Annotated in this window: 21 protein-coding genes; 6 read left to right on the top strand and 15 right to left on the bottom strand. The window is 71.0% G+C overall.

The window, feature by feature from the left end; translation table 11 throughout:
- Positions 1 to 17: 17 nt before the first annotated feature.
- Positions 18 to 410: a hypothetical protein gene (locus ADL03_RS46750; RefSeq protein ID WP_157528298.1), complete on the bottom strand. Its 393-nt coding sequence runs from the start codon at positions 408 to 410 to the stop codon at positions 18 to 20.
- A gap of 597 nt (positions 411 to 1,007) precedes the next feature.
- Between ADL03_RS46750 and ADL03_RS07640 the strand changes: the two genes are divergently transcribed.
- Both ADL03_RS07640 and ADL03_RS07635 read left to right on the top strand, forming a co-directional pair.
- Complete coding sequence (locus ADL03_RS07640; RefSeq protein ID WP_231641605.1) at positions 1,008 to 1,604, top strand: NADPH-dependent FMN reductase; 597 nt, start codon at positions 1,008 to 1,010, stop codon at positions 1,602 to 1,604.
- A gap of 82 nt (positions 1,605 to 1,686) precedes the next feature.
- Entirely contained in the window at positions 1,687 to 3,177 is a 1,491-nt protein-coding gene (locus ADL03_RS07635; RefSeq protein ID WP_082372957.1) for an MFS transporter, read from the top strand.
- Here the strand turns inward: ADL03_RS07635 and soxR are convergent.
- Positions 3,071 to 3,511, bottom strand: coding sequence for a redox-sensitive transcriptional activator SoxR (gene soxR / locus ADL03_RS45145; RefSeq protein ID WP_053732637.1), 441 nt, complete (start codon positions 3,509 to 3,511; stop codon positions 3,071 to 3,073). The genes ADL03_RS07635 and soxR overlap by 107 nt on opposite strands.
- A gap of 146 nt (positions 3,512 to 3,657) precedes the next feature.
- A complete protein-coding gene (locus ADL03_RS07625; RefSeq protein ID WP_053732636.1) occupies positions 3,658 to 4,422 on the bottom strand; it encodes an SDR family NAD(P)-dependent oxidoreductase in 765 nt (254 codons plus the stop codon).
- Positions 4,423 to 4,628: 206 nt separating this feature from the next.
- Between ADL03_RS07625 and ADL03_RS48245 the strand changes: the two genes are divergently transcribed.
- Positions 4,629 to 4,793 (top strand): DegT/DnrJ/EryC1/StrS family aminotransferase, encoded by a 165-nt coding sequence (locus ADL03_RS48245; protein WP_197288179.1) that lies wholly within the window; start codon positions 4,629 to 4,631, stop codon positions 4,791 to 4,793.
- A 40-nt stretch (positions 4,794 to 4,833) separates the two neighbouring features.
- On the opposite strand, the gene ADL03_RS07620 is transcribed toward ADL03_RS48245, so the two are convergent.
- The 6 genes from ADL03_RS07620 to ADL03_RS07600 all read right to left on the bottom strand — a co-directional run bounded on the left by ADL03_RS07620 (position 4,834) and on the right by ADL03_RS07600 (position 9,955).
- The gene (locus ADL03_RS07620) at positions 4,834 to 6,378 is read right to left on the bottom strand and encodes an AAA family ATPase (RefSeq protein ID WP_053732635.1); all 1,545 of its coding nucleotides are present in this window, start codon (positions 6,376 to 6,378) and stop codon (positions 4,834 to 4,836) included.
- A gap of 15 nt (positions 6,379 to 6,393) precedes the next feature.
- Positions 6,394 to 6,891, bottom strand: a complete 498-nt coding sequence (locus ADL03_RS07615; RefSeq protein WP_053732634.1) for a hypothetical protein — start codon at positions 6,889 to 6,891, stop codon at positions 6,394 to 6,396.
- 4 nt (positions 6,892 to 6,895) lie between these two features.
- Positions 6,896 to 7,054 (bottom strand): hypothetical protein, encoded by a 159-nt coding sequence (locus tag ADL03_RS46740; RefSeq protein WP_157528292.1) that lies wholly within the window; start codon positions 7,052 to 7,054, stop codon positions 6,896 to 6,898.
- A 2-nt stretch (positions 7,055 to 7,056) separates the two neighbouring features.
- Positions 7,057 to 8,796 carry a hypothetical protein gene (locus ADL03_RS07610; RefSeq protein ID WP_053732633.1) on the bottom strand — a complete coding sequence of 580 codons (1,740 nt, stop codon included), beginning with the start codon at positions 8,794 to 8,796 and terminating at the stop codon, positions 7,057 to 7,059.
- Positions 8,793 to 9,251: a hypothetical protein gene (locus tag ADL03_RS07605; RefSeq protein WP_197288178.1), complete on the bottom strand. Its 459-nt coding sequence runs from the start codon at positions 9,249 to 9,251 to the stop codon at positions 8,793 to 8,795. The genes ADL03_RS07610 and ADL03_RS07605 overlap by 4 nt, the downstream gene beginning before the upstream one ends.
- Before the next feature lie 125 nt (positions 9,252 to 9,376).
- Positions 9,377 to 9,955 carry a hypothetical protein gene (locus ADL03_RS07600; protein ID WP_053732631.1) on the bottom strand — a complete coding sequence of 193 codons (579 nt, stop codon included), beginning with the start codon at positions 9,953 to 9,955 and terminating at the stop codon, positions 9,377 to 9,379.
- A gap of 272 nt (positions 9,956 to 10,227) precedes the next feature.
- Between ADL03_RS07600 and ADL03_RS07595 the strand changes: the two genes are divergently transcribed.
- Complete coding sequence (locus tag ADL03_RS07595; protein WP_053732630.1) at positions 10,228 to 10,899, top strand: hypothetical protein; 672 nt, start codon at positions 10,228 to 10,230, stop codon at positions 10,897 to 10,899.
- Here the strand turns inward: ADL03_RS07595 and ADL03_RS07590 are convergent, their stop codons facing one another.
- Together ADL03_RS07590 and ADL03_RS07585 are read right to left on the bottom strand one after the other, a co-directional pair.
- On the bottom strand, positions 10,900 to 11,517 hold the full coding sequence (locus ADL03_RS07590; RefSeq protein WP_053732629.1) for a DUF1345 domain-containing protein: 618 nt from the start codon (positions 11,515 to 11,517) through the stop codon (positions 10,900 to 10,902).
- A gap of 196 nt (positions 11,518 to 11,713) precedes the next feature.
- Positions 11,714 to 12,106, bottom strand: a complete 393-nt coding sequence (locus ADL03_RS07585) for a MerR family transcriptional regulator (RefSeq protein ID WP_369808948.1) — start codon at positions 12,104 to 12,106, stop codon at positions 11,714 to 11,716.
- An 84-nt stretch (positions 12,107 to 12,190) separates the two neighbouring features.
- On the opposite strand from ADL03_RS07585, the gene ADL03_RS07580 reads away from it, so the two are divergent.
- Both ADL03_RS07580 and ADL03_RS07575 read left to right on the top strand, forming a co-directional pair.
- Positions 12,191 to 12,904 carry an SDR family oxidoreductase gene (locus ADL03_RS07580; protein WP_053732696.1) on the top strand — a complete coding sequence of 238 codons (714 nt, stop codon included), beginning with the start codon at positions 12,191 to 12,193 and terminating at the stop codon, positions 12,902 to 12,904.
- A gap of 179 nt (positions 12,905 to 13,083) precedes the next feature.
- On the top strand, positions 13,084 to 14,814 hold the full coding sequence (locus ADL03_RS07575; protein ID WP_197288177.1) for an alpha/beta hydrolase: 1,731 nt from the start codon (positions 13,084 to 13,086) through the stop codon (positions 14,812 to 14,814).
- A gap of 10 nt (positions 14,815 to 14,824) precedes the next feature.
- On the opposite strand, the gene ADL03_RS07570 is transcribed toward ADL03_RS07575, so the two are convergent.
- From ADL03_RS07570 to ADL03_RS07555, 4 genes are all read right to left on the bottom strand, one after another.
- Complete coding sequence (locus ADL03_RS07570; RefSeq protein WP_082372966.1) at positions 14,825 to 16,033, bottom strand: VWA-like domain-containing protein; 1,209 nt, start codon at positions 16,031 to 16,033, stop codon at positions 14,825 to 14,827.
- 2 nt (positions 16,034 to 16,035) lie between these two features.
- Positions 16,036 to 17,241 (bottom strand): MoxR family ATPase, encoded by a 1,206-nt coding sequence (locus tag ADL03_RS07565; protein WP_053732627.1) that lies wholly within the window; start codon positions 17,239 to 17,241, stop codon positions 16,036 to 16,038.
- 51 nt (positions 17,242 to 17,292) lie between these two features.
- Complete coding sequence (locus tag ADL03_RS07560; protein ID WP_369808947.1) at positions 17,293 to 18,543, bottom strand: hypothetical protein; 1,251 nt, start codon at positions 18,541 to 18,543, stop codon at positions 17,293 to 17,295.
- Positions 18,544 to 18,737: 194 nt separating this feature from the next.
- Positions 18,738 to 19,736, bottom strand: coding sequence for an alpha/beta hydrolase (locus ADL03_RS07555; protein WP_053732625.1), 999 nt, complete (start codon positions 19,734 to 19,736; stop codon positions 18,738 to 18,740).
- Positions 19,737 to 19,754 lie beyond the last annotated feature (18 nt).

The raw sequence follows: 19,754 nt of genomic DNA, 5'->3' as shown, positions 1-19,754 counted from the left end.
GCCGACTCCCCACGGCACTATCGCCGGTCCCGCCGCCCGTGTATCCACGCAAACCGGAAATCCGCGAGAATTACACGTTCGTCGTAGCGATCGGGAGGAAAAAGACCAACGAGGCGGCCGATTGGATCATCGTGTCCGCCTATGGCGAGTTCATCAACGGCTATGGCTACGTCTTGACAATCTGGCGCCAGCAGGGCCGCACTGATGAGTGCCAGCGCGCGGTCGACAGCCAAGTCTTTCAACGCTTCTGTGGCCAGGCGGACGTCCCGCACGTTCACACCGCCCTCGTCGATGACCGAGTGGGCGCTCACCGCCTCGGGTTTGCCGTGGGCGGCGCTCAGGAAGCGGAGCAATGCGAGGACGCCGCACAACAGCGACAGGCCGGTCAGCGCGCCGAGTCCGATGCGCATCTACGTGTCGTAGGCGGCCATGTTGTCGCGGTCCTTGAACAGCAGGGTGGCGACCTCGGGCACCCCCACGACGTCAACGCGAAGTTGTCCGCGGTCCGCACCTCACGCGTTCCCACCTCCCAGTCGTCGATGAGCGGAGCTCGCACAGGAGAGGCCGACCAGTCGAGCAACGTCGCGATGCGCCCCACCGTCTCGTCTTCCGGCGGTGCGGGTGGCTCCTGTGGTCCGCGCACGATGTAGTTGCCCGCGAACGCGCGGGCAACCGGTAGAGGAACAATGCGAGCCCGCGGTTGAACATCACCAGGTGCAGCGGGCCGACAGCGACCGTCACCGCCTGGGCCGGCGCGGCGACATCGTTCGCACGACCACGCGGTCCGGTCTGAGCGAACCGCGGTGGTCGAGGCCGTCCACAAGACGAACGAGGCCTCGGCCCACCACGAGGTTGTGTTGCGCGGCAACCAGACTGGCCGGAGCCATCGGATGACTTCTTCGAGGACGGTGTGTTCCTGCGAGCGCTTGACCTGAACCTTTGTTCAGCTATTAGCGTCATCACAGCGGGTGGCCGAGCGGCTACGACGTGACCACCAAGGGGGACCTGTGACCGCAGAACCACCACTGAAACTCGCCTTGATCATCGGCAGCACGAGAGAGGGCCGGTTCGGCACGACCGTGGCCGACTGGATCCTCGACCACGTCCGGCGACGAGAGGACCTCTCGGTCGACGTCATCGACCTGGCGGACGTGCCGCTGCCCACCGTCCAGCAGGCCACGCCGGTGGTGACCGGGGTGTACCCGTCGCCTGACGTGCGGGCGTTCGCCCGGCGGATCGGCGAGGCGGAAGGGTTCATCGTGGTGACGCCGGAGTACAACCACGGATACCCCGCCTCGCTCAAGCTCGCGATCGACTCGGTTTACGTGGACTGGAACGCCAAGCCGGTCGCGTTCGTGTCCTACGGCGGACTGTCCGGCGGTTCGAGGGCCATCGAGCAGCTTCGACAGGTGTTCGCCGAGGTGCACGCGGCCACCATTCGGGAAACGGTCTGCTTCGCCATGGCGCACTCGCAGTTCGATGAGCACGGCCGACTGCGAAATCCCGACGGACCCGACCTGGCCGCGAAATCACTGCTCGACCAGCTCACGTGGTGGGCCGGTGCGCTTCGCGACAAGCGCGCGAAGCACGTCTACAACGCCTGAGCACTGCTTGGGGGATTGCTCAAGAACTGGCTGTGACCGGAATGGACGGAATCGTGCCCATTCCGGTCCTGACCGTGCGCTCATGAGGAGAAACGTGCGAAAGAATCCGACAATAGTGCTCGTGGTCGTTCTGCTTTCGAGCCTGTCACTACCGATCACGCTGACCGGCGCGTCGGTGGCGTTGCCCGACATCGCGGCCGACCTGCAGGCCGACCTGCCCGCCGTGCAGTGGGTGGTGAACGGCTACATCGCCGCCTTCGCCAGCTTCATGCTGGCCACCGGCTCGCTGGCCGACATGGTCGGCCGGCGGCGGGTGTTCGGCACCGGGGTCTCGGTCTTCGCCGCCGCGGGCGTGCTGAGTGCGCTGTCGTGGAACGTCGTGGTGCTCGACGTCCTGCGGGTGCTCGCTGGCATCGGTGGGGCGGCCGCGGCCGCCAGTTCGGCCGCCATCCTCGCGTCGGCCTTCAGCGGCCGGGCGCGGATCCGGGCGTTCAGCTTCTTCGGCACGGCGCTGGGCGTGGGGCTCGCGTTTGGACCGACCGTTGCCGGGTTGCTGATCGAGGGGTTCGGGTGGCGGGCCGTGTTCGCCGGACCGGCCGTGGTGAGCATCGTCGTGCTCTGCCTCGTCCCGAGCCTGCCGGAGTCGCGGGAACCCGGTTCCCGCAAGGTCGACTGGGCCGGGACGGCGACGTTCACGCTCGCGTTGCTGTTGCTGATCGCCGGCTTCGTGCAGGGGCCCGCGTGGGACTGGTCGTCGCCCGCGGTGCTCGGTGCGTTCGCCGGGTCGCTGGTGCTGCTGGTGACGTTCGTGGTCGTGGAACGGCGCCAGGCCCAGCCGATGTTCGACCTCGGCCTGTTGCGCAACGGCAGGTTCATCGGGATCTCGTTGGCCGGTGCGGTGATCGTGTCGGTCCCGCTGCCGCTCATCGTGTACCTGCCCGCGTACTTCACCAAGGTGCTGGACATGTCGTCCGGCGAGGCGGGCGTCACGCTGGTGCTGCTGACCGGGTTGACGCTGCTGCTGCCGCCGGTGGCGCCGCTGGTCACCAGGATCATCCCGCCACAGGGGGTCGTGGTGCTGGCGGTCGCCTTGGTGGGCGTCGGCGCGGCCTGGTTGACGGTGATCGAGCCGGGAGCGTCGGTGCTGTCGATCGCGGGGCCGCTGCTCACCATCGGCGCCGGGTTTGGGATCGCGACCGGGCTGATCGACGGGGTCGCGATCGGCAGCGTGGATCCTGCCCGTGCCGGGACCGGCGCCGGCATGTTCAACACCGTGCGGCTTGCGATCGAGACCATCGCCATCGCCGTCACGGGTGCCGTGCTGGCCACGATGACCGATGGCCGGCTTGCCGAACCTGGTTACACCAGCGGCTTGCACGTCGTGCTGTGGTGGATGGCAGGTCTGTCCTTGGCGCTGGCCGCGGTGCTGGTGAGGGTGCTGCTGTCTCCGTTCAAGGCACCAGTGCTCAGTCCAGCCGCCGCGGACCGGGACCCTGCAGGCCCAGGACGTCGTCCGGGTTGGCGAGCAGGCACCGGTCGATCGACAGGCAACCGCAGCCGACGCATTCCGTGAACTCGTCGCGCAGCTGCTGCAACCGGCGGATCCGCTCGTCCAGCTCCGCGCGCCACTGGGCCGACATCCGTTGCCAGTCCACACGGGACGGCACCCGGTCGTCGGGCAGCGAGGACAGCATCTCCCGGATTTCGGCGAGCGAGATCCCGACCCGTTGCGCGATCCGGATCAGCGCGATCCGGCGGAGCGTGTCGCGGGAGTAGCGGCGCTGGTTGCCCGCGGTCCGGCGGCTGGAAATCAGGTTCTGCCGCTCGTAGAAGCGCAACGCGGAAATGGGTACGCCGCTGCGGGCCGACAGTTGCCCGACCGTGAGCTCCGCCGAGGGACGATCCATTTGGTCATCATCGCAAGTCCGTGCAGCCCACGACCGTGGCGGCCTGCTCGGCGTGCTTGACCGCCGCCTCGATCGCCTCGGCCCCGGTGTTCGCGAACACCGCCTGGCAGCACTGGTCGCGGAACCGGGGCCGGAGGGAGAATGGGTCAGGCGGGAACCTCGATGCTCTGGCTGATGCCGCCGTCGACCGTGAGGCGCTCGCCGGTTGTGTAGGTGGCGTCGAAGCCGAGGAACAGCACCGCGTCCGCGACCTCGTCGACCGAGCCGTGGCGCTTCATCGGGGTGATCTGGTCGCCCGTCTGCATGAAGGCCGCGCGTTCTTCGTCGCTCAGGCCGATGATGCCCATGGTCGGCGTGTCGATGAAGCCGGGGCAGACGACGTTGACGCGGATCTTGCGCGGGATCAGCGCACCGGCGATGCCGCGGGCGAGAGCCATCACCGCCGCCTTGGCACCCGAGTACGTGACCAGTGCCGACGTGCCGCCGACGTCCGCGACGGACGAGGTGAACACGACACCGCCGCCCTCGTTGATGATCGGCGCGAGCTTCTGCACGGTGAAGAACGCGCCCTTGGTGTTGATGTCGAACGCGAGGTCGTACGACTCCTCGGTGACCAACTCGAACGGTTCGAGGGCGGCGAGACCCGCGTTGTAGTGCACGAAGTCGATGGTGCCGAACTCATCCGCGACGGTGGCCGCGAGCTGCTCGATCTGCGCGAGGCTGCGCACGTCGGAGCGGACCACGTGAGCGCCCTCGGACGCGAGCTCCCGCCTGGCGGCCTCGACGTTCTTCTCGTTGTTGCCCGTCAGCAGCACCTCGGCGCCGCCCTTGAGCAGCTTCTTGACCACCGCGAGGCCCATGCCGTGAGTACCGCCGACGACCACGGCCTTCTTGCCGGCGTAGCTTTCCACAATTGCTCCCCATGAATGCGGACGAGGTCGCTTCGTTCGCGTGCAGAAAATTGTTCGAAGATATTTCAGCTGACCGGTGCGTGAGCTCGTCACATCGGCGGCACCGGCATCTTCGTGCTGATTCGACCGTAGTTCGAGGTCAATGTCCGGGCAAGTACGAACAAAAAAGTAAGTGTGCCCGGTCGGTGCAGGAATTCTTACACGCGGTGGATCAAGCCGTCCGGGTTCTGCTGCGGATGGCCCCGGCGCTGCCCAACGCCGAACGCGCCTCCGCCGAGACGCTTTGCCTGCCGCAGCACCAGTCGCTCACCGACGAGGACCTGCACCGCGTGGTTGCGGAACTGCGCAGGTCGCTGGCCGCTCGCGCGTGACCGGTGGCGTTCAGGTTCTGGCCGACACGCACAACGATGTTCAGCCGAGCACGACCCGGCGGCTCGCGGCCGTCTCGACGACCGCGGCGCGGGTGCGGCCCGACGCCGGTATCGCCCGGTCGCGCAGCTGCCTGATCTCCTCGACCTTCTCCGGTGCCGACCGCAGCAGCGGGATGACGTTGCGGAAGCAGCTCAGGTAGTAGTCCCTGCCGACGTTCTGGTCGCCGACGCGGATGGCCTCGTGGCAGATCTCGGTCACGGCCGACTGGATGTCGGAGCCCGCGAAGCCGTCGCTGATGCGGACGAGCTCGTCGACGAGGTCGGGCTCGACCGGGGTGCGCAGGTACTTGCGCAGGTAGATCGAGATGATCTCGCGCCGTTCGTCCGGCTCGGGCAGGTCCACGAAGAACATGTCGTCGAAGCGGCCGCTGCGCAACAGCTCCTGGGGCAGAGAACGGACGTCGTTGGCGGTGGCGACCACGAAGACCCTGGCGCGGGACTCCTGCAGCCAGTAGAGGAACTGGCCGACCAGGCGGGTGGTGACGCCGGTGGAGTCGGTGCCGGAACCGGCCAGGCCCTTCTCGATCTCGTCGATCCACAGGACGCACGGGGCGACCGTGTCGGCTGTGGCGAGGGCTTCGCGCAGGCGTTTCTCCGACTGGCCGACGTACGCGCCCAGGACCGAGCCCATGTCCAGGCGGTAGAGGGGGAGCTGCCAGTCCGAGGCGATCGTCTTGGCGGACAGGGACTTGCCGCAGCCGGGCACGCCCACGAGCAGGACGCCGCGCGGGGCTCGGATGCCGCGGTCGCGCAGGTCCATGGTGAGCAGGTCGCGTTTGCGGTCCAGCCACTGGCGCAGGCCGCTGAGGCCGCCCACCTCGTACTCGCCGGGGCGCAGCTCCACGCGTTCGATGCCGGAGAGCTCGCTGAAGATGGAGTCCTTGGCGCGGCTCAGTTCCACGAGGTCGGCCTTGGTGATCTCCTTCTTCACGACGAAGGTGGCGAGGATGTTCAGGGCCTCGGTCTTGGTGACGCCCGCGAGGATCGACGCGGCCTGCTCGTAGTCGGCCGTGCTCCACTCGATGTGGATGTCCGTGGCGTACGGGCGGAGGAACTCCCTGATCGCGTGGTGCATCTCGTCGAAGTCCGGCAGGTCCAGCCGCACCGACATGCCCATGCGCTGCAACGTGCTCCAGACCGGGTCGGACGTGATGATCACGATGCAGCCGCCGTGCTCCTCGGCGAGCGCGGCCAGGTCGGCGAACCGGCGGGAGACGTCGTTGTCGTCGGTGAGGTGCTGCACGTCGGTGAAGACGACCGTCAGGTTCGACCTGGACTGGAACCACTCGCCGGCCAGGTCGAGCGCGCCCAGCAACGACTTGTCGTCGCTGATCACGTTCCTGGTGCGCAGGTCGCGCAGGCCCTGGCTCAGGGTGTGCACCAGGACGTCGAGCTGCTTCTCGCGGGCCAGTTCACCCAGGGCGTCCAGCACGCGGGCGCGTTCGACGGTGCGGATGGAGACGAACGGGATCCGGGCGAGCAGGTACGACTCGACGCGGGCCTTGGTCTCCGTTCCGTTGGGCATGTGGTTCTCCGATGCTCAGATGATCACGCGCCGGCCAGGGCTCTGCCTGCCCGGCGCCGGGGGAGGGGGCGGTGCGGTCGTCAGCCGGGTGTCGCGCACCACCACCTGCAACGCGATCGGCGCGTGCCGGACCGAGTCGTCGAGGCTGCTCTGCGAGGACCGCACGGTCTCGTCGAGGGCGGAGGTGAGCTCGTCGCGCAGCGCCGGTGGCATGGCGGGGGACGCGCAGAACCTGCGCAGCGGCGCGAGCCGGGTGCGGGCGCTCGCCAGCGTCGCCGCCAGCGCGTGCACCGGATCGCCGGCCAGGGCGCCGAGGTCGCGCTGGAACGTGTCCGCCCAGCGGCGTTGCCGTTGCGCGAACGCCTCGGCGATGTGCCGCATCAGGCGTTCCTGCACGTGCGGGCCCATCTGCTCGCAGATCGGCGCGAGGTGCTCCGCGGGCAGGTCGGTGCCTTCGGCGAACGCGTCGAGCCACGCGCGCCAGTCCGCGTACGGTCCGGGAGCCTGCCGCACCGGACTACCGCCGGCGCCGGCGGTCGAGGAACTCCGCGGGAGGCATGAGGTCCCACGCGGGCAGCTCCAGGGCGATGTCCCGTTCGGCGGCACCGTGGCGTGGTGCGGCCGCCGGTTGTGGCAGGCGCTGGTCCTGCTCCTGGCTGTGGGCTGGGCCGGGCATGGTCAGGCTCCTCGCAGCTGGTCGGGTGCGGTGGCGACGAAGGCGGTGGCGGTGAGCCCTTCCGCGAAGGCGCGCAACGTGCCCGCCTTCGCGATCTCCCGCTGCCACTCGCCGCGCAGGTCGACGAGCTCGGCGATCGCCCCGCGCAGCCGCACCACGGCGGCGACGCGGCGCTGGTCACCCTTGCGGCGGATCTCCGCGCGACGGGCGGGCAGCGCCCTGAGGTCGAAGACGGCCCACGCGCCCAGCGCCGCCGCCACGAGCAGCAGGAACACCGCGAACCCGCTGGCGCCGCCGACCGCCGAGAGCAGCGCCACCAGCAGCGCCAGGCCACCGAAGATCGAGGCGGCCTGTGTCGCACCGCTCATCCGCACCTCGCTGACGGCCTTCGCCGTCTCCCGGTCGATGTGCTCGGACAGCGAACCGACCAGCTGCTGTTCGTCGGTGGTGCCGTCGACCCAGCCGGTCCAGCCCTCGGCGCGCAGTTCGACGCGGGCCGGCATCGCGGCGATGTTGGCGGCTTCGAGTCTTCCCGCGCCCTGCACCAGCCAGTCGCGCGCCAGCGCCAGCGTGAACCGCTGCGTGCCGACCGAAGCGCCGGCGCGGTCACCGTGCAGGGCGGCGTTGCTGAGCAGCGTGAGGAAGTCGACCGTCTGCTCGTGCAACGGGTCCTCCGCGGCCATCTTCCGGTCGGCCACGTCGTGGTCGCCCTTCGCGTCCACGACGGCCTGCAGCCACGCTTCCCTCTTGCGGTACGGGGCTTCCTCGGCGTCGAAGTCGCGGACCAGACCGTCGAGGATGTCGTCCACCCGCGCGTGCAGGTCCTGGCTCTGTGGAACGGGACCCTCGAACGAGGCGCGCAGCATCTCCTCCGCCGCGCCGTGCACGGTCGCGCCTTCGAGCAGGTCCTTGAGCTGTGGCCAGGTCGGGCTGAGCACGGGCAGCAGCTCGTAGCGGGCGTCGGCCGGGCGGCGCATCGTGTCGATCATCTTCGCCCAGCGTTCGACCTGTCTGTCCACTGTGTCCTGGTCCTGGCTCAGCCGCCCGTACCACTCGGACATCTGCTCCAGCAGCATCGGCTTCGCCTCGCGCCCGAACGTGCCGGTCGACACCGCGTCCAGCACGACGACGAACTCACGGGACAGCTTCGCCGGGTCCTGCCGCGCCGCGTACTGCCGCACCCACGCCGCGGTCGCCCGATCGCGCTGGTGGCGGCGCAGCACGAGTGCGAAGAACAGCGACGCCTTGTCGTTGTCCCTGCGCAGTGCCTCCCCGATCGCCTTGGTCGCGAGCTCCGGCTCGTCCCTGATCCAGGCGGCCACCGCGATCAGCGCGGGCGCGAGCCAGTAACCGGGCGTGCGCAGCATCAGCTCCTCGGACAGGTCGCGGATGGCGCCCTGCGAGACGATGCCCGCGTCGAGCGCCTGCAACGTGCCGGTGGCGAGCTCGCGCACCTCGGCGAGCTTGCCGAACCTGTCGTTCAGCTCGCCGCGCACCTCCAGGATCTGGACCTGGGCCAGCTGGAGGTTCTGCCGCAGCTCGTCGCGCCGGACGTACTCGACGAACTGCGCCTTGAGGTCCAGGAGCTCCTGCTGGGTGCTGTCCTGGTTGCGCTGCACGGCCGACATGGCGTTGTGCAGGACGACCTGCTGATCGCCGAGCGCCTGCTGGTTCCGCGTCACCTGGCGCACCGCGTTGACCAGGCCGGAGATGTCGGTCGTGGAAACGTTGGTCGTGTTCACCGGTCACTCTCCAGCAGAACGGTCGAGCCGTCGGGGCGGACGCACAGCAGGCGGTCCGGGTAGACCTCGATGGCGAGGTAGCGCTCGGACTCCGCGAGGGATCGCGCGCGGTCCATGCCGTGCGGCAACGGTTCTCCGGCGCGGTAGTGCGAGATGATGGAGCCGTCCAGCGCGAGCGTGTGCACCTCGTACGGTGCGCCGAGGTAGCAGCGCGAGACGATGCCGAGCGGCGTCGTGCAGAACTTCTCGGCGAACTCCCGGTGCACGGCGCCGACGAGCTCGTCCACGTCGGCCGTGCTGACCTTGCCGGAACCGTCGAGCGCCCGCAGCGCTCGCAGGTAACGCGCCGACCGGCGCTCGGCGAGCACCTTCGTCCGGGCCGGGGCGGCCGGCCCCGTCGTCCGTCCGGTCCAGCTCACGGAGTCGGACCTGTTGTTCATCAGTGGCCTCGGCACGCCACCAGCTCCCTCATGTCCATCGAGGACGTCACACGTTCGATGCCGGTCTCATCGAACGCGGCCGGGGAACCATTACTCCGTACGGGACTTCCGTCGAACAGTCACTCGACCGGAGCAACCGCTCACCGCGAGAAGACCAGCAACCAGGCGACCGTCAGCGCCGCCGCCGCCCACAGCACCACGTTCAGCACTTCGGCACCGCGCGAGATCCGTTGGGGCAGCGGCAGCCTGGGCCGCCAGGCCTGCCCGCCGTCCGTGACCAGCTCCCGGACCAGCACTGATCCGGATTTGCCCACCCGGCCGTACACCTCGACGCCGGTGCCCTCCACCGGCAGCCCCTGCGTCATCGATCCCCTGATGCGGCAGGGGTGTTCTACGCCGGTCACGTCCTTGACCCAGAGGGGATGCACGTCGACGACGTCCGGCTTCGGCGTCCAACGGCGCACAGCGAACGCCGCCGCCGTGACCACTACGGTGACCACAATCGCCTTGGCCAGCAACGACATCCCGCCGGCCACGGGACTGAGCGCCACCCCGGCGACGGTCAGCGCGGCGCATCCCCACGCCGCGAGGGTCAGGCCGGTTCTGCTCCCGAACGGTTCCTGGCGGACGGTGCCGATCCGGGTGACGGTGCCGACCGCCACCCGGCCCGGCACGCGCTGGTGCGCCAGGTCTTCTGCCGCGGGACGGTCGCCGGTCATCGTGCTCTCCTCGTCATACGAGAAACATCGCGCGACGTGGTGGCGATTGTTTCCGGTGGACGTGGTCTCGGGAAGGACGGACCGGAATGGATGACGCCGAGAACATCGATGTGACGAGGGCGAACGCGGATCCGCCGCGAGGTCCGCTGTGGGGCCCGGCGCCGGTGCGGGGCACACCGGCGCCACCTGCTCCGCCGGTGGAGCGGGTCTACGAAGAGCCGCCGGCTCGGATCGTGAGCGAGCCTGTCGCGGCGGCTCCCGCACGGAAATCCGTGACAGGCAAGGTGATCGTCGCGGCCGCGGTCGTGTCGTTCGTGGCTGTTGCCGCCGTGGTGGTCGTCAGTTTCATGCGCACCGACAAGGAATATCCGCTCAGTCAGAACGTGCGTGGCGCACCAGTCCCGGTGACGTCGAATGGTTTCGTCCCGGTCACCACGACCACGACGCTGCCGCGGCTGAGCTACCCGCCGGCGACCACTCGACCGTCCACTTCGGTGTCCGGTTCTGTGTCCACTCCGGCGGGCTATCGCACGGTGACGGGTCCGAACGGCGTCTTCGTCTCGATCCCGCAGACCTGGTCGGTCGCTGCGGGCAGCCAGCCGACCAACCACCAGGCGGACGATCCGGCCACGCCCGGCGCTGTCGTCCGCTACGGCGCGAGCGCCTCCGAGGCCCGGCCGCTCTACGACGCGGTCGCCGCCAACGAGTCCGGGGTGAAGACCGGCTACCAGCGGATCAGGCTGGCCACCGTGTCGTCCGGCGCGGAGGTCGTGGAGTGGGAGTTCCTGTACACGTCGGAGGGTGTTCAACGGCACGCGTTCGCGCACTACTGGCGGCGGGCGGGCCTGGACTACATCGTCTACGGCGCTTCGAACGCCGCCGACTGGAGCGTGATGCGGCCGGTCGTCGACGTCATGGTGTCCACGGCCGGCCCCGCCGCCTGATCAGCCGCTGATCACGCCGATGGCGATGCCGAGCATGGCGGTGTTGTAGATGAACGAGAGCACGCCGTGCGCGAGGATCCGCAGCCGGATGCCGGAGGTGCGTGACTCGACGTCGGAGACGGCGAACGTGGTGCCGACGGTGAACGAGAAGTACGCGAAGTCGATGAACGTCGGGTGGTCGGTGCCCGGGAACACCAGCACCTTCTCCGGCAGCGCGCTGTAGTAGGCCTGTGCGTAGCGGTCGGCGTAGCCGAAGTGGAGGATCGCCCACGCCAGCAGCACGGCGGGGACGCCGGCCGTCTTGCCGAGCAGCTCTGCGTGGGTGCCTTCCTCGGTGAGCACGATGGTCAGGCCGGACATGATCCCGATGAAGCTGGTGAACAGGGTGAACAACGTGCCGCTGCGGCGGCCCAGCGCGCTCTTGACCCACGCGCCCCGGTCGTCGCCCGCCCGCTTGCCGCGGCTGAGGCGGATGACGCGGATCGCGAGGTAGACGACGGCGATGAGGTCCCACAGGGCGATCCACCTGATGTCCTCGGACAGGAAGATGGGGACGCCGAGCAGGACGAGGGTGGCCTCGATGATCCGGGACAGCACGGTTGACGGGCTGAAGCGCATGACTTTCCTTCGTCGCAACGGCAGGGTGGTCGTCGCCCACCTCGTCCGGGCGACGGCGGTCAGTCCGCGGGAGCGACGGGCGAAGGTTATCGGCCGGTCGCGGCAGAAGCCCGTGGTTGCGTCTCAATCGGTCGGCCTGGACATCCCGTTCGTCTACAAAGGATCTCAGGTGGCGTGGCATCCCACGCCTACCAGGTCACGCGGTGGCGCGTTGCCGGCGGAGGTGGCCGGACGCCGCCTCGATCAGCGCGTCGAGGTGACTGCGGGTCGTGAGCATGGCGGAGATCTGCGCGTCGATCCGCTCCCGTTCACGCTGCATCACGGTCAGCGTCTCCTCCGTGACGTCCTCCGCGGGAGCGTCGACGCACGGCAGGAGCGTGGCGATCGTCTCGCTCGACAGACCGGCCTCGTACAGCCGGCGCAGCAGGTACACGCGGTCCACCGCGGCCTCGGGGTACAGCCGGTGCGCGCCCGTCGTCCTGGTCGAGGTCAGCAGGCCCTGCTGTTCGTAGTAGCGCAGGGACCGGACGCTCACCCCCGCGCGGGCGGACAGCTCCCCGATGCGCATCAGGGCGTCCTTTTCGGTCACTGTAACCTCCACCACTTCGACTTGAACCTGACATCAACGTCAGATTCTACCCTTCGGTTGGAACCACAACGGAAGGACGGCATCATGGACATCCAGGGATCGGTCGCGCTCGTCACGGGGGCCAACCGCGGCCTCGGCAAGGAGTTCGTCGGCCAGCTGCTCGAACGCGGTGCCAAGAAGGTGTACGCGACCGCGCGTGACGTCAGCACGATCACCACGCCGGGCGTCGTGCCGCTGGCGCTGGACCTGCTCGACCAGGCGAGTGTCGAACGGGCGGCGCGGCAGGCCGGGGACGTGACCCTGCTCGTCAACAACGCCGGGATCTCCACCGGCCAGAACCTCGTCCGCGGTGACCTGGCCCAGATCCGCCGGGAGATGGACACCCACTTCTTCGGCACGCTCGGCGTCACCCGCGCGTTCGCCGACGTGCTCGGGAACAACGGCGGCGGGGCGATCGTCAACGTCCTTTCGGCACTGTCCTGGTTCTCCTGGAACGGCGCCACGTCGTACTCGGCCGCGAAGGCGGCGGAGTGGAGCCTGACCGCCGGCACCCGCGTCGAGCTCGCCGGGCAGGGCACGCAGGTGCTGGGGCTGCACCTCGGTGCCGCCGACACGGACATGATGGCCGGTTACGAGGGCCCGCTGCTCAAGACGAGCGATGTCGTGCGGGCAGCACTCGACGGCCTGGCCGCCGGTTCCGCCGAGGTCCTCGTGGACGACTGGAGCCGCATCGTCAAGGCCGGCCTCGCCGAGGACCCGGCCGAGTTCTACGCCAAGGTGGCCGCGAACCAGCTGTGAACCGGCCACCGGGCACCTCGCCGACGAGGCCGGGCCGGATGCGGTCGAGCTGCTCGAACACCCGTGGCAGGCAAGCGAAAACGGGCACCGGCCGAAAGTACTAGGCGCCGTGGACACCGCGCCGAGCGGACTGGTCGGATGGGCGTTGCCCGGATTTTCCCTGCCACGAAAGGACTGCCGTGCGCAGCAGCTCGACCGCCGCCGTGGTGCCCGCCGTCGTCACAGCGCTCGTCCTCGCCGTCACGGCCGTGCCCGCCGCCGCCGCCCCCGACCCGTTCTCCCGTTATGCCGGACAGCAACTGGCCTGGGGGTCGTGCGCGTTCACCCCGCAGCCGGACGCGTTGCCCGCCGAGTGCGCGCTGATGACCGTGCCCAGGGACTGGGCGGCGCCGGAGGCGGGCCGGGACCTGGTCGTCTCGATCAGCCGGGTCGCCGCGTCCGGGGAGCACCTCGGTGCACTGCTGCTCAACCCCGGCGGTCCCGGTGGTCAGGGCACGTCACTGCCCGGTGCGCTGGCCGCCCTGCAACCGCAGCTGCACGAACGCCATGCGCTGATCGGCATGGACCCGCGCGGCACCGGTCAGGAGGGCGCCACCGGGCCGGAACAGCTGCCCGAGACGTGCGACGTGCCCGTCGGCCGTCTTTCGCAGCGCACGGACCTCGACGCGCGTGATCGTTCGGCCGGCAGCATCGCCGAGCACCTCAAGCTGCCGCGCGCGGTCGCGGAGGCGTGCCAGAGCGAGGCCGTCGCGCCGTTCCTCACGACCTGGCAGACCGCGCACGACATTGAGCTGGTCAGGATCCTGCTCGGCGAGTCCACATTGGACTATCTGGGATACTCCTACGGCACGTGGCTGGGAGCGAAGTACGCGTCGCTGTTCCCGCGCAGTGCGGGCAAGGTGGTGCTCGACTCCAGCACGGACTTCCAGGGACGGCTGCAGGCCTCGTTCGAGGCGTGGCCGCAGATCAACCAGCGGACGTTCGAGAGCTCGTTCCTGCCGTGGATGACACGGCAGTTCCCGGACGAGGTCGGCGCGACGACCGAAGAAGCCGCCGCGAACTGGGAGCGGGCCCGCAAGTTCTTCGCCGGCGCGGGCGTCAGCCCCGACCAGATCGACACGATCTTCACGGGGATGGGCTCATCGCTGCGCTGGGTGCTGGGCGCGGTGGTGTTCATGCTGGGAGTGCGCGGCGCGAACGGCGAGACGGCACCGGCGGCGACCGGCTCCGCTCTCGCGCCACAGCTGGACGCCAGGGCCCGCGCGGTGTTCGGCACGCCGCTGGCGTCGCTGACCCCGGCGGCCGGGGCACGCGCACTTGCCGACGACCCGGCGGACTACCGCCGCTTCTCGGCGACCCGCTACGCCGTGGCGTGCGGTGACCAGCCGACCCGTTCGGCGGCCTGGTACCGGCACCTGTCCGACCGGCAGGGCCCGCGGTACCCGCTCTTCGGCTGGCAGTACGGCCTGAGCGAGCCGTGTGCCTTCTGGTCCGACGCGCCACGGCAGGACCTGCCGGTGCTCCCGGCCGAGGTCGCCGGGCGGGTGCTGGTCGTGCAGGGCGAGCTCGACCCGCAGACGGGCTACGAACAGGCCAGGTCCGCGGTGCGAGCGGCACCGGGCGTGAGTCTGGTGTCGGTGGCGGACAGCCCGTTCCACGGCCAGTACGGCTTCGGGGGCAACCCGTGCGTCGACGGCGCGGTGAACGTGTTCCTGCTGCGGAACTCCCGTCCCGGCAACCTCACCTGCCCCGGCGTTCCGCTGCCGAACGAGACCGAGGTCCACCCGGTCCCCGGCCCGGTCGGCACCGCACCGGTCACCGCCGCGACGACGGCCACCCAGCCGCCGTTGCCCGCGCTGCGCGAGTCCGTGCGAGCGATGATCAGCGACATGAACACGCCGTTGCGCTGATCTCGGGGCCTCAGCCGATGTGCACCACCCGGGCCCACTCGGGTGGTGCGGCGGGCACGTAGTCGGGGTCGTGCTCGTCGACCCTGGGCGGCCGGGGGAACAGACCCACCACCGTCCGGCAGGGCGGCTTCGACTTCGGCCAGGGGGTCTGGCCGTCGGTCAGCGCCACGACGACGTCGGGCTTCCGGTTGGCGCGCATCGCTTTGTCGAAGCCGGCCCGCAGGTTGGTGCCGCCACCGCCTATCAGCGTGATTCCCTCGGCGCCGCACAGCTGCTCCGTGAGGTGGGCCGCGGCGTCGCACGACAGCACGGAGACGAGATCACGGCGGCCGCCCACGGCACGGACGATCGCCGCGATCTCGACGAGCGCGCTGCCCAGTTCGGAGTCGCTCACGGACCCGGACGTGTCGACGATGACGACGACCCGCGGTGGCCGCCGGCGCAGGCTGGGCAGGACGACTCCGGGCAGGGCGGACGACCTGCGCGCGGGCCGGCCGTACGTGTAGTCCTCGCCCACGCCGGGGCCGGACACTGCCGACCGGACCGCCGCCCCCAGCAGCTCGCGCCACGGCTGCGGGGGCTGGAACGCCTCCTCCGCCCACCGCTGCCAGCCGCGGGGCGCGTCGCCGGGGCGCGCGGTGATGCCCTGTGCCACCCGGAACCGGACCGCGTCGCGTTCCGGGGCGGTGAGCCCGTGCGCGCCATCGGGACCCAGGTCCCAGTCGCGGTCCAGCCCGTCGGCGCCGCTGCCGCAGTCCAGCCAGGCCCACCCGGCCGTCTGCGGCCCCAGCCGGAACTGGCGCAGGTAGTCCTCCATCAGCTCACCGGGGGACAGCCTGAGCGACACCGGGTGAACGGCGCCTTCCGGGCACACCAGGTCGTCGCCGAACACGTCGTCGTTGATCTCGCAGTCGGCGGCGATGTTCATCCGCAGCCGCTCGCCCGGCCCGGTCAACCCGTGCGCCACCGCGAACCGGTCGCCGCGCCCGTGGTGGTCGCGCAGCAGGTGGGACACCTCGTGCACCCACACCCCGGCCAGCTCCTGCACCGGAGTGCGGTCCACGAACGCCGGTGACACGTAGCAGCGCCAGTACCGGTCCACGGCCATCGTGGGCACCTGCCGCGACTCCACCACGTGCAGGGCGAACAACGCCGTTGCCAGATAAGGCCGGCACCGGACCGCGTGCAGCCGGGCGGCGAACAGCTTCTCCTCGTCCAGGCTCACCGGCCCGCACCCGCCGGGATCCGGTCCGCTCGCCGGGCCAGCGACACCGCGCCCGCCAGCCGGTCGATCGCGGCGGGCACCTGCCAGCCGTCCTGGCGCAGCGCGGCGAGCGTGGCGGCGGGAACGACCACCAGGTCGGGCGCCCCGGTCTCCAGTGCGAGCACCAGCACCGACCACGCCGCGTTCCACCGCGTCTCGTCCGGCCGCTCACGCACCGCCGCCACCACGCCGTCGAGCACCGCCTGCCGCAGGTCGCCGCGCTCGGGCAGGACCGCCGCGGCCGGGTCCGCGAGCAGCACCTCGGGATCGGGCAGGTCCATGCGGTCCATGCTGGACAGCAACTCCAGGCCGGGACCATCGCCGACGGTGCCGCGCACGAGCAGGGACAGCACCTCCCGCGAGGTGCCCGCCGCGGTCGCGAACGCCACCAGCCGCAGCACCATGTCCCAGCTGCGCGGCGAGGGCCACGGACCGCCCCTGCGGGCTTCGGTCTTCGGCAGCTGGTGCACGAGGTTCGGCCGCACGGCCAGAAGCCCGCACACCGACCGGCGGGCGAGCGTCACGGCGTCGGCCAGCCGGTGCGGGTCCAGCCGGGGCAGCGTCGCTTCCGGCCACGTGCCACCGAGTCCGCGCACCACCACGTCGTGGTCGTGCACCCATTGCAGGTGCACGAACCGGTTCGCCAGCGGCGGGCTGAGCTCCCAGCCGTCGGCCGCGGAGGAACGCGGGTTGGCGGCGGCCACGATCCGGACGCCGGGAGGCAGCTGCAGAGCGCCGATCCGCCGTTCCAGCACCACCCGCAGCAACGCGGCCTGCACCGCCGGCGGCGCGGTGGACAGCTCGTCGAGGAACAGCAGGCCGCGACCGGCCCGCACCAGCCGCACCGCCCAGTCCGGCGGGGCCATCGGCACGCCCTGCGTCGCGGGGTCGTCGCCGACCACCGGCAGACCGGCGAAGTCGGACGGCTCGTGCACGCTGGCGATCACCGTGGTCAGCGGCAGGCCGAGGCTCTGCGCGAGGTGGGTGAGGGCCGCGGTCTTGCCGATCCCCGGCTCACCCCACAGCAGCACCGGCAGGTCGGCCGACACCGCCAGCGTCAGGGCCTCCAGCTGGGTGTCGGCACGTGGCTCGGTGGTCGTGCGAGCAAGCAGGGCAAGCAGGTCGTCGGCGGTGGCCAGTGGCGTGGCAGCGGAAGAAGACATGGGTGATCACCTTGAGGTCGGATCGGGGCCGTGCACCGGCCGGGTGAGGGGTCAGGGGAGAGCGAGGCGCCGCATGTCCTCTTTGGACGGAGCTGGGCCGGTCCTGCTGAGCCCGGCGCGGTAGAGACCGTGCAGGACCTTGCGGTGGACGGCTTCCTCCAGCTCGTCGCGCAACGCTCCGTCGCGCAGCACCACGTCCGGCCCGAGCAGGTGCTCGACGGTCGCGAGGGCGCCGGCGGTGTCGCCGTGGTCCAGCCGCGCGCGGACGTCGTCGAGCCCGTCCGGGTGCCGATGCGCGGTGTCGATCGCTTCGAGGCAGGGCAGCACGGTACCGCCCAGCGCGAGCAGCAGCTCTTCACGGCGGATCTCGTCGGCGTCGTGGTCCAGCGCGACCAGCACGCCGTCCACCACGCCGATCCGGTGCGTGCTGCCACGACACTCGACCAGCCGTGGACCCGTTGCGCTGTCCGGACTTCGCGCCGCGGCGGGCCGGTGGCCCGGCAGGAGTGCGGCCACGACGAGCGGGTGCAGCCGGTCGGCGTCGATCAGCCCCGCGTGCACCAGCTCCAGGTCCGGCAACGTCCACGTGGCCGCGTCGGGCAGGACCGGCGACCCGCGGCCGGCCGGCGGGCCCGCACCCAGCACGACCTGGTGCCGCGCACTGAGTCGCACGGTGACAGGACCGTCCGCGAGCCCGTCGGCGCGGAGCAGCAACGCGGCCTCGGCCGCCCACCGGTGCACGGCGCGGCCGTCGCGTCCGGGATCGGCGGGCCACTGCTCGGCGCCCGAGCGCTCGCGCAGTTCACCGGTCCTGCGCGCGTCCCAGAGGTGGCGGTGCAGGTCGAGGCGGAAACGCCGGTCCGGGCGGGGGTGCGGGTGCCCGCCGGCCCCGGCGAGCGGCCGCACCGGATCCCACAGCGCGAGGCTGATCCGTTGCCCGGCATCCGCCCACGCAGGCGGTGTGCGCGCCACGAGGTGCGTTGTCCCGTCCGCGGTCGGATAGCGGGCCAGCGACACGGTGAGGGCGGGTCGCAGCAGGCCGTCCGGCCTGATCCGCGGGAAGTGCCAGCGCAACAGGTCGGGCACCAGGTGACGCAGGTCGGTGCGGACCAGCGCCGCGAACCGCGAGCCGCACCGGCGTCCCACGGCGCGGAGATCCAGGTCCACGTCGACCCGCGCCGCGGCACAGGCACCCGCCCAGTCGCCCGCGGCACGGCGGGCGGCGGCGGACTCGATCATCGACGTCGGCACGGCGAACCTGCGCACGTGCGACCAGAAAGCGAGGCGAGAGCGTCCATTCACGGTCCGGTGGTGCATCAGCACTCACCTGTGGTGAACGGAACCCCCGATCTGTGCGAGTGGATGTTCATCGCGGCCAGCGTAGCAAGATCGGCAAGTGAGTTCCGCCGTTCGCCGGTTGTGCGGGAACTTCGCGCGAGAGCGGCCACGGCCGGGCGCCAGTGCGGCGCCGGCACGGGCAGGGGGAGCGGGGCCCGTCAGCGCGGGGGTGGATCCCGCAGCGCGTCGCGCAGGAAGGTGCCGCCCTGCCGCACGGCCGCCCGTGCCGCCGGGATGTCGCGGAGGGCCCGCAGCGACACGAAGTCGTGGACCGTGCCCGGATAGCGGGTCGTGGTGACGGGCACACCGGCCTCCGCGAGGTGGCGGGCGTACTGCTCGGCCTCGTCGCGGACGACGTCCGCCTCCGCGGTGACCACCAGCGCCAGGGGCAGGCCGCGGAGCTCGCCGGTGGTGGCGCGCAACGGTGCGGCGGTCGGTTCGGCGAGGTCGCCGGGCCGGTCGGCGTACTGGTGCCAGTACCAGCGCGCCTGGCCGCTGCTCAGCAGGTAGCCGGTGGCGAACCGGCGGTGGGACGCGCCGGCGCACAGCGGGTCGGTCAGCGGGTAGTACAGCAGCTGGGCCAGGACGCGCGGGCCGCCGCGCCGTTTGACGAGCATGGTCAGCGCCGTGGCCAGGGTGGCACCGGCGCAGTCGCCCGCCAGCGCCAGCCGGGACGGGTCGACGCCCAGGTCCGCGGCGTTGCGGTCGACCCAGGTCAGCAGCGCGTAGCACTCCTCCAGCGCCACGGGGTAGCGCGCCTCGGGCGTGCGGGTGTACTCGGGCACGACGAACACCGCGCCGGCGAGGGTGGCGAGGTCGCGGACGAGGCGGCCGTGGGTGCGGGCCTCGCCCAGCATCCAGCGGCCGCCGTGCAGGTAGAGGACCACGGGCAGCGGGCCGGTCAGGTGGACGGGCCGGAAGAGCCAGAAGCCGACCGGGCCCTCCGCCGTGATCGGCGCGACCGCGAACTCGGCGTGCACCCGCTCGTCGCCGGTCGTGTCGTCCTGCGCCTCCAGCAGGGCGAGCCGACCGTCGTCCGGGCCGAGCTCCTGCAGGTGCGGTGGCGCGGCCGCGGCGCGGACGTAGCGTTCGACCACGGGGTCGAGCACCACCACCTCCTGCCCGGCAGCACCGTCGCCGTGCGGGTCGACTCCCATTGCCTCACCTCTCGGTGG

The sequence above is a fragment of the Nocardia sp. NRRL S-836 genome (genome assembly GCF_001279525.1).
GTDB lineage: Bacteria > Actinomycetota > Actinomycetes > Mycobacteriales > Pseudonocardiaceae > Lentzea.
Note: the sequence above shows the minus strand (reverse complement) of the source record. Positions and strands in the feature narration are given on the sequence as shown.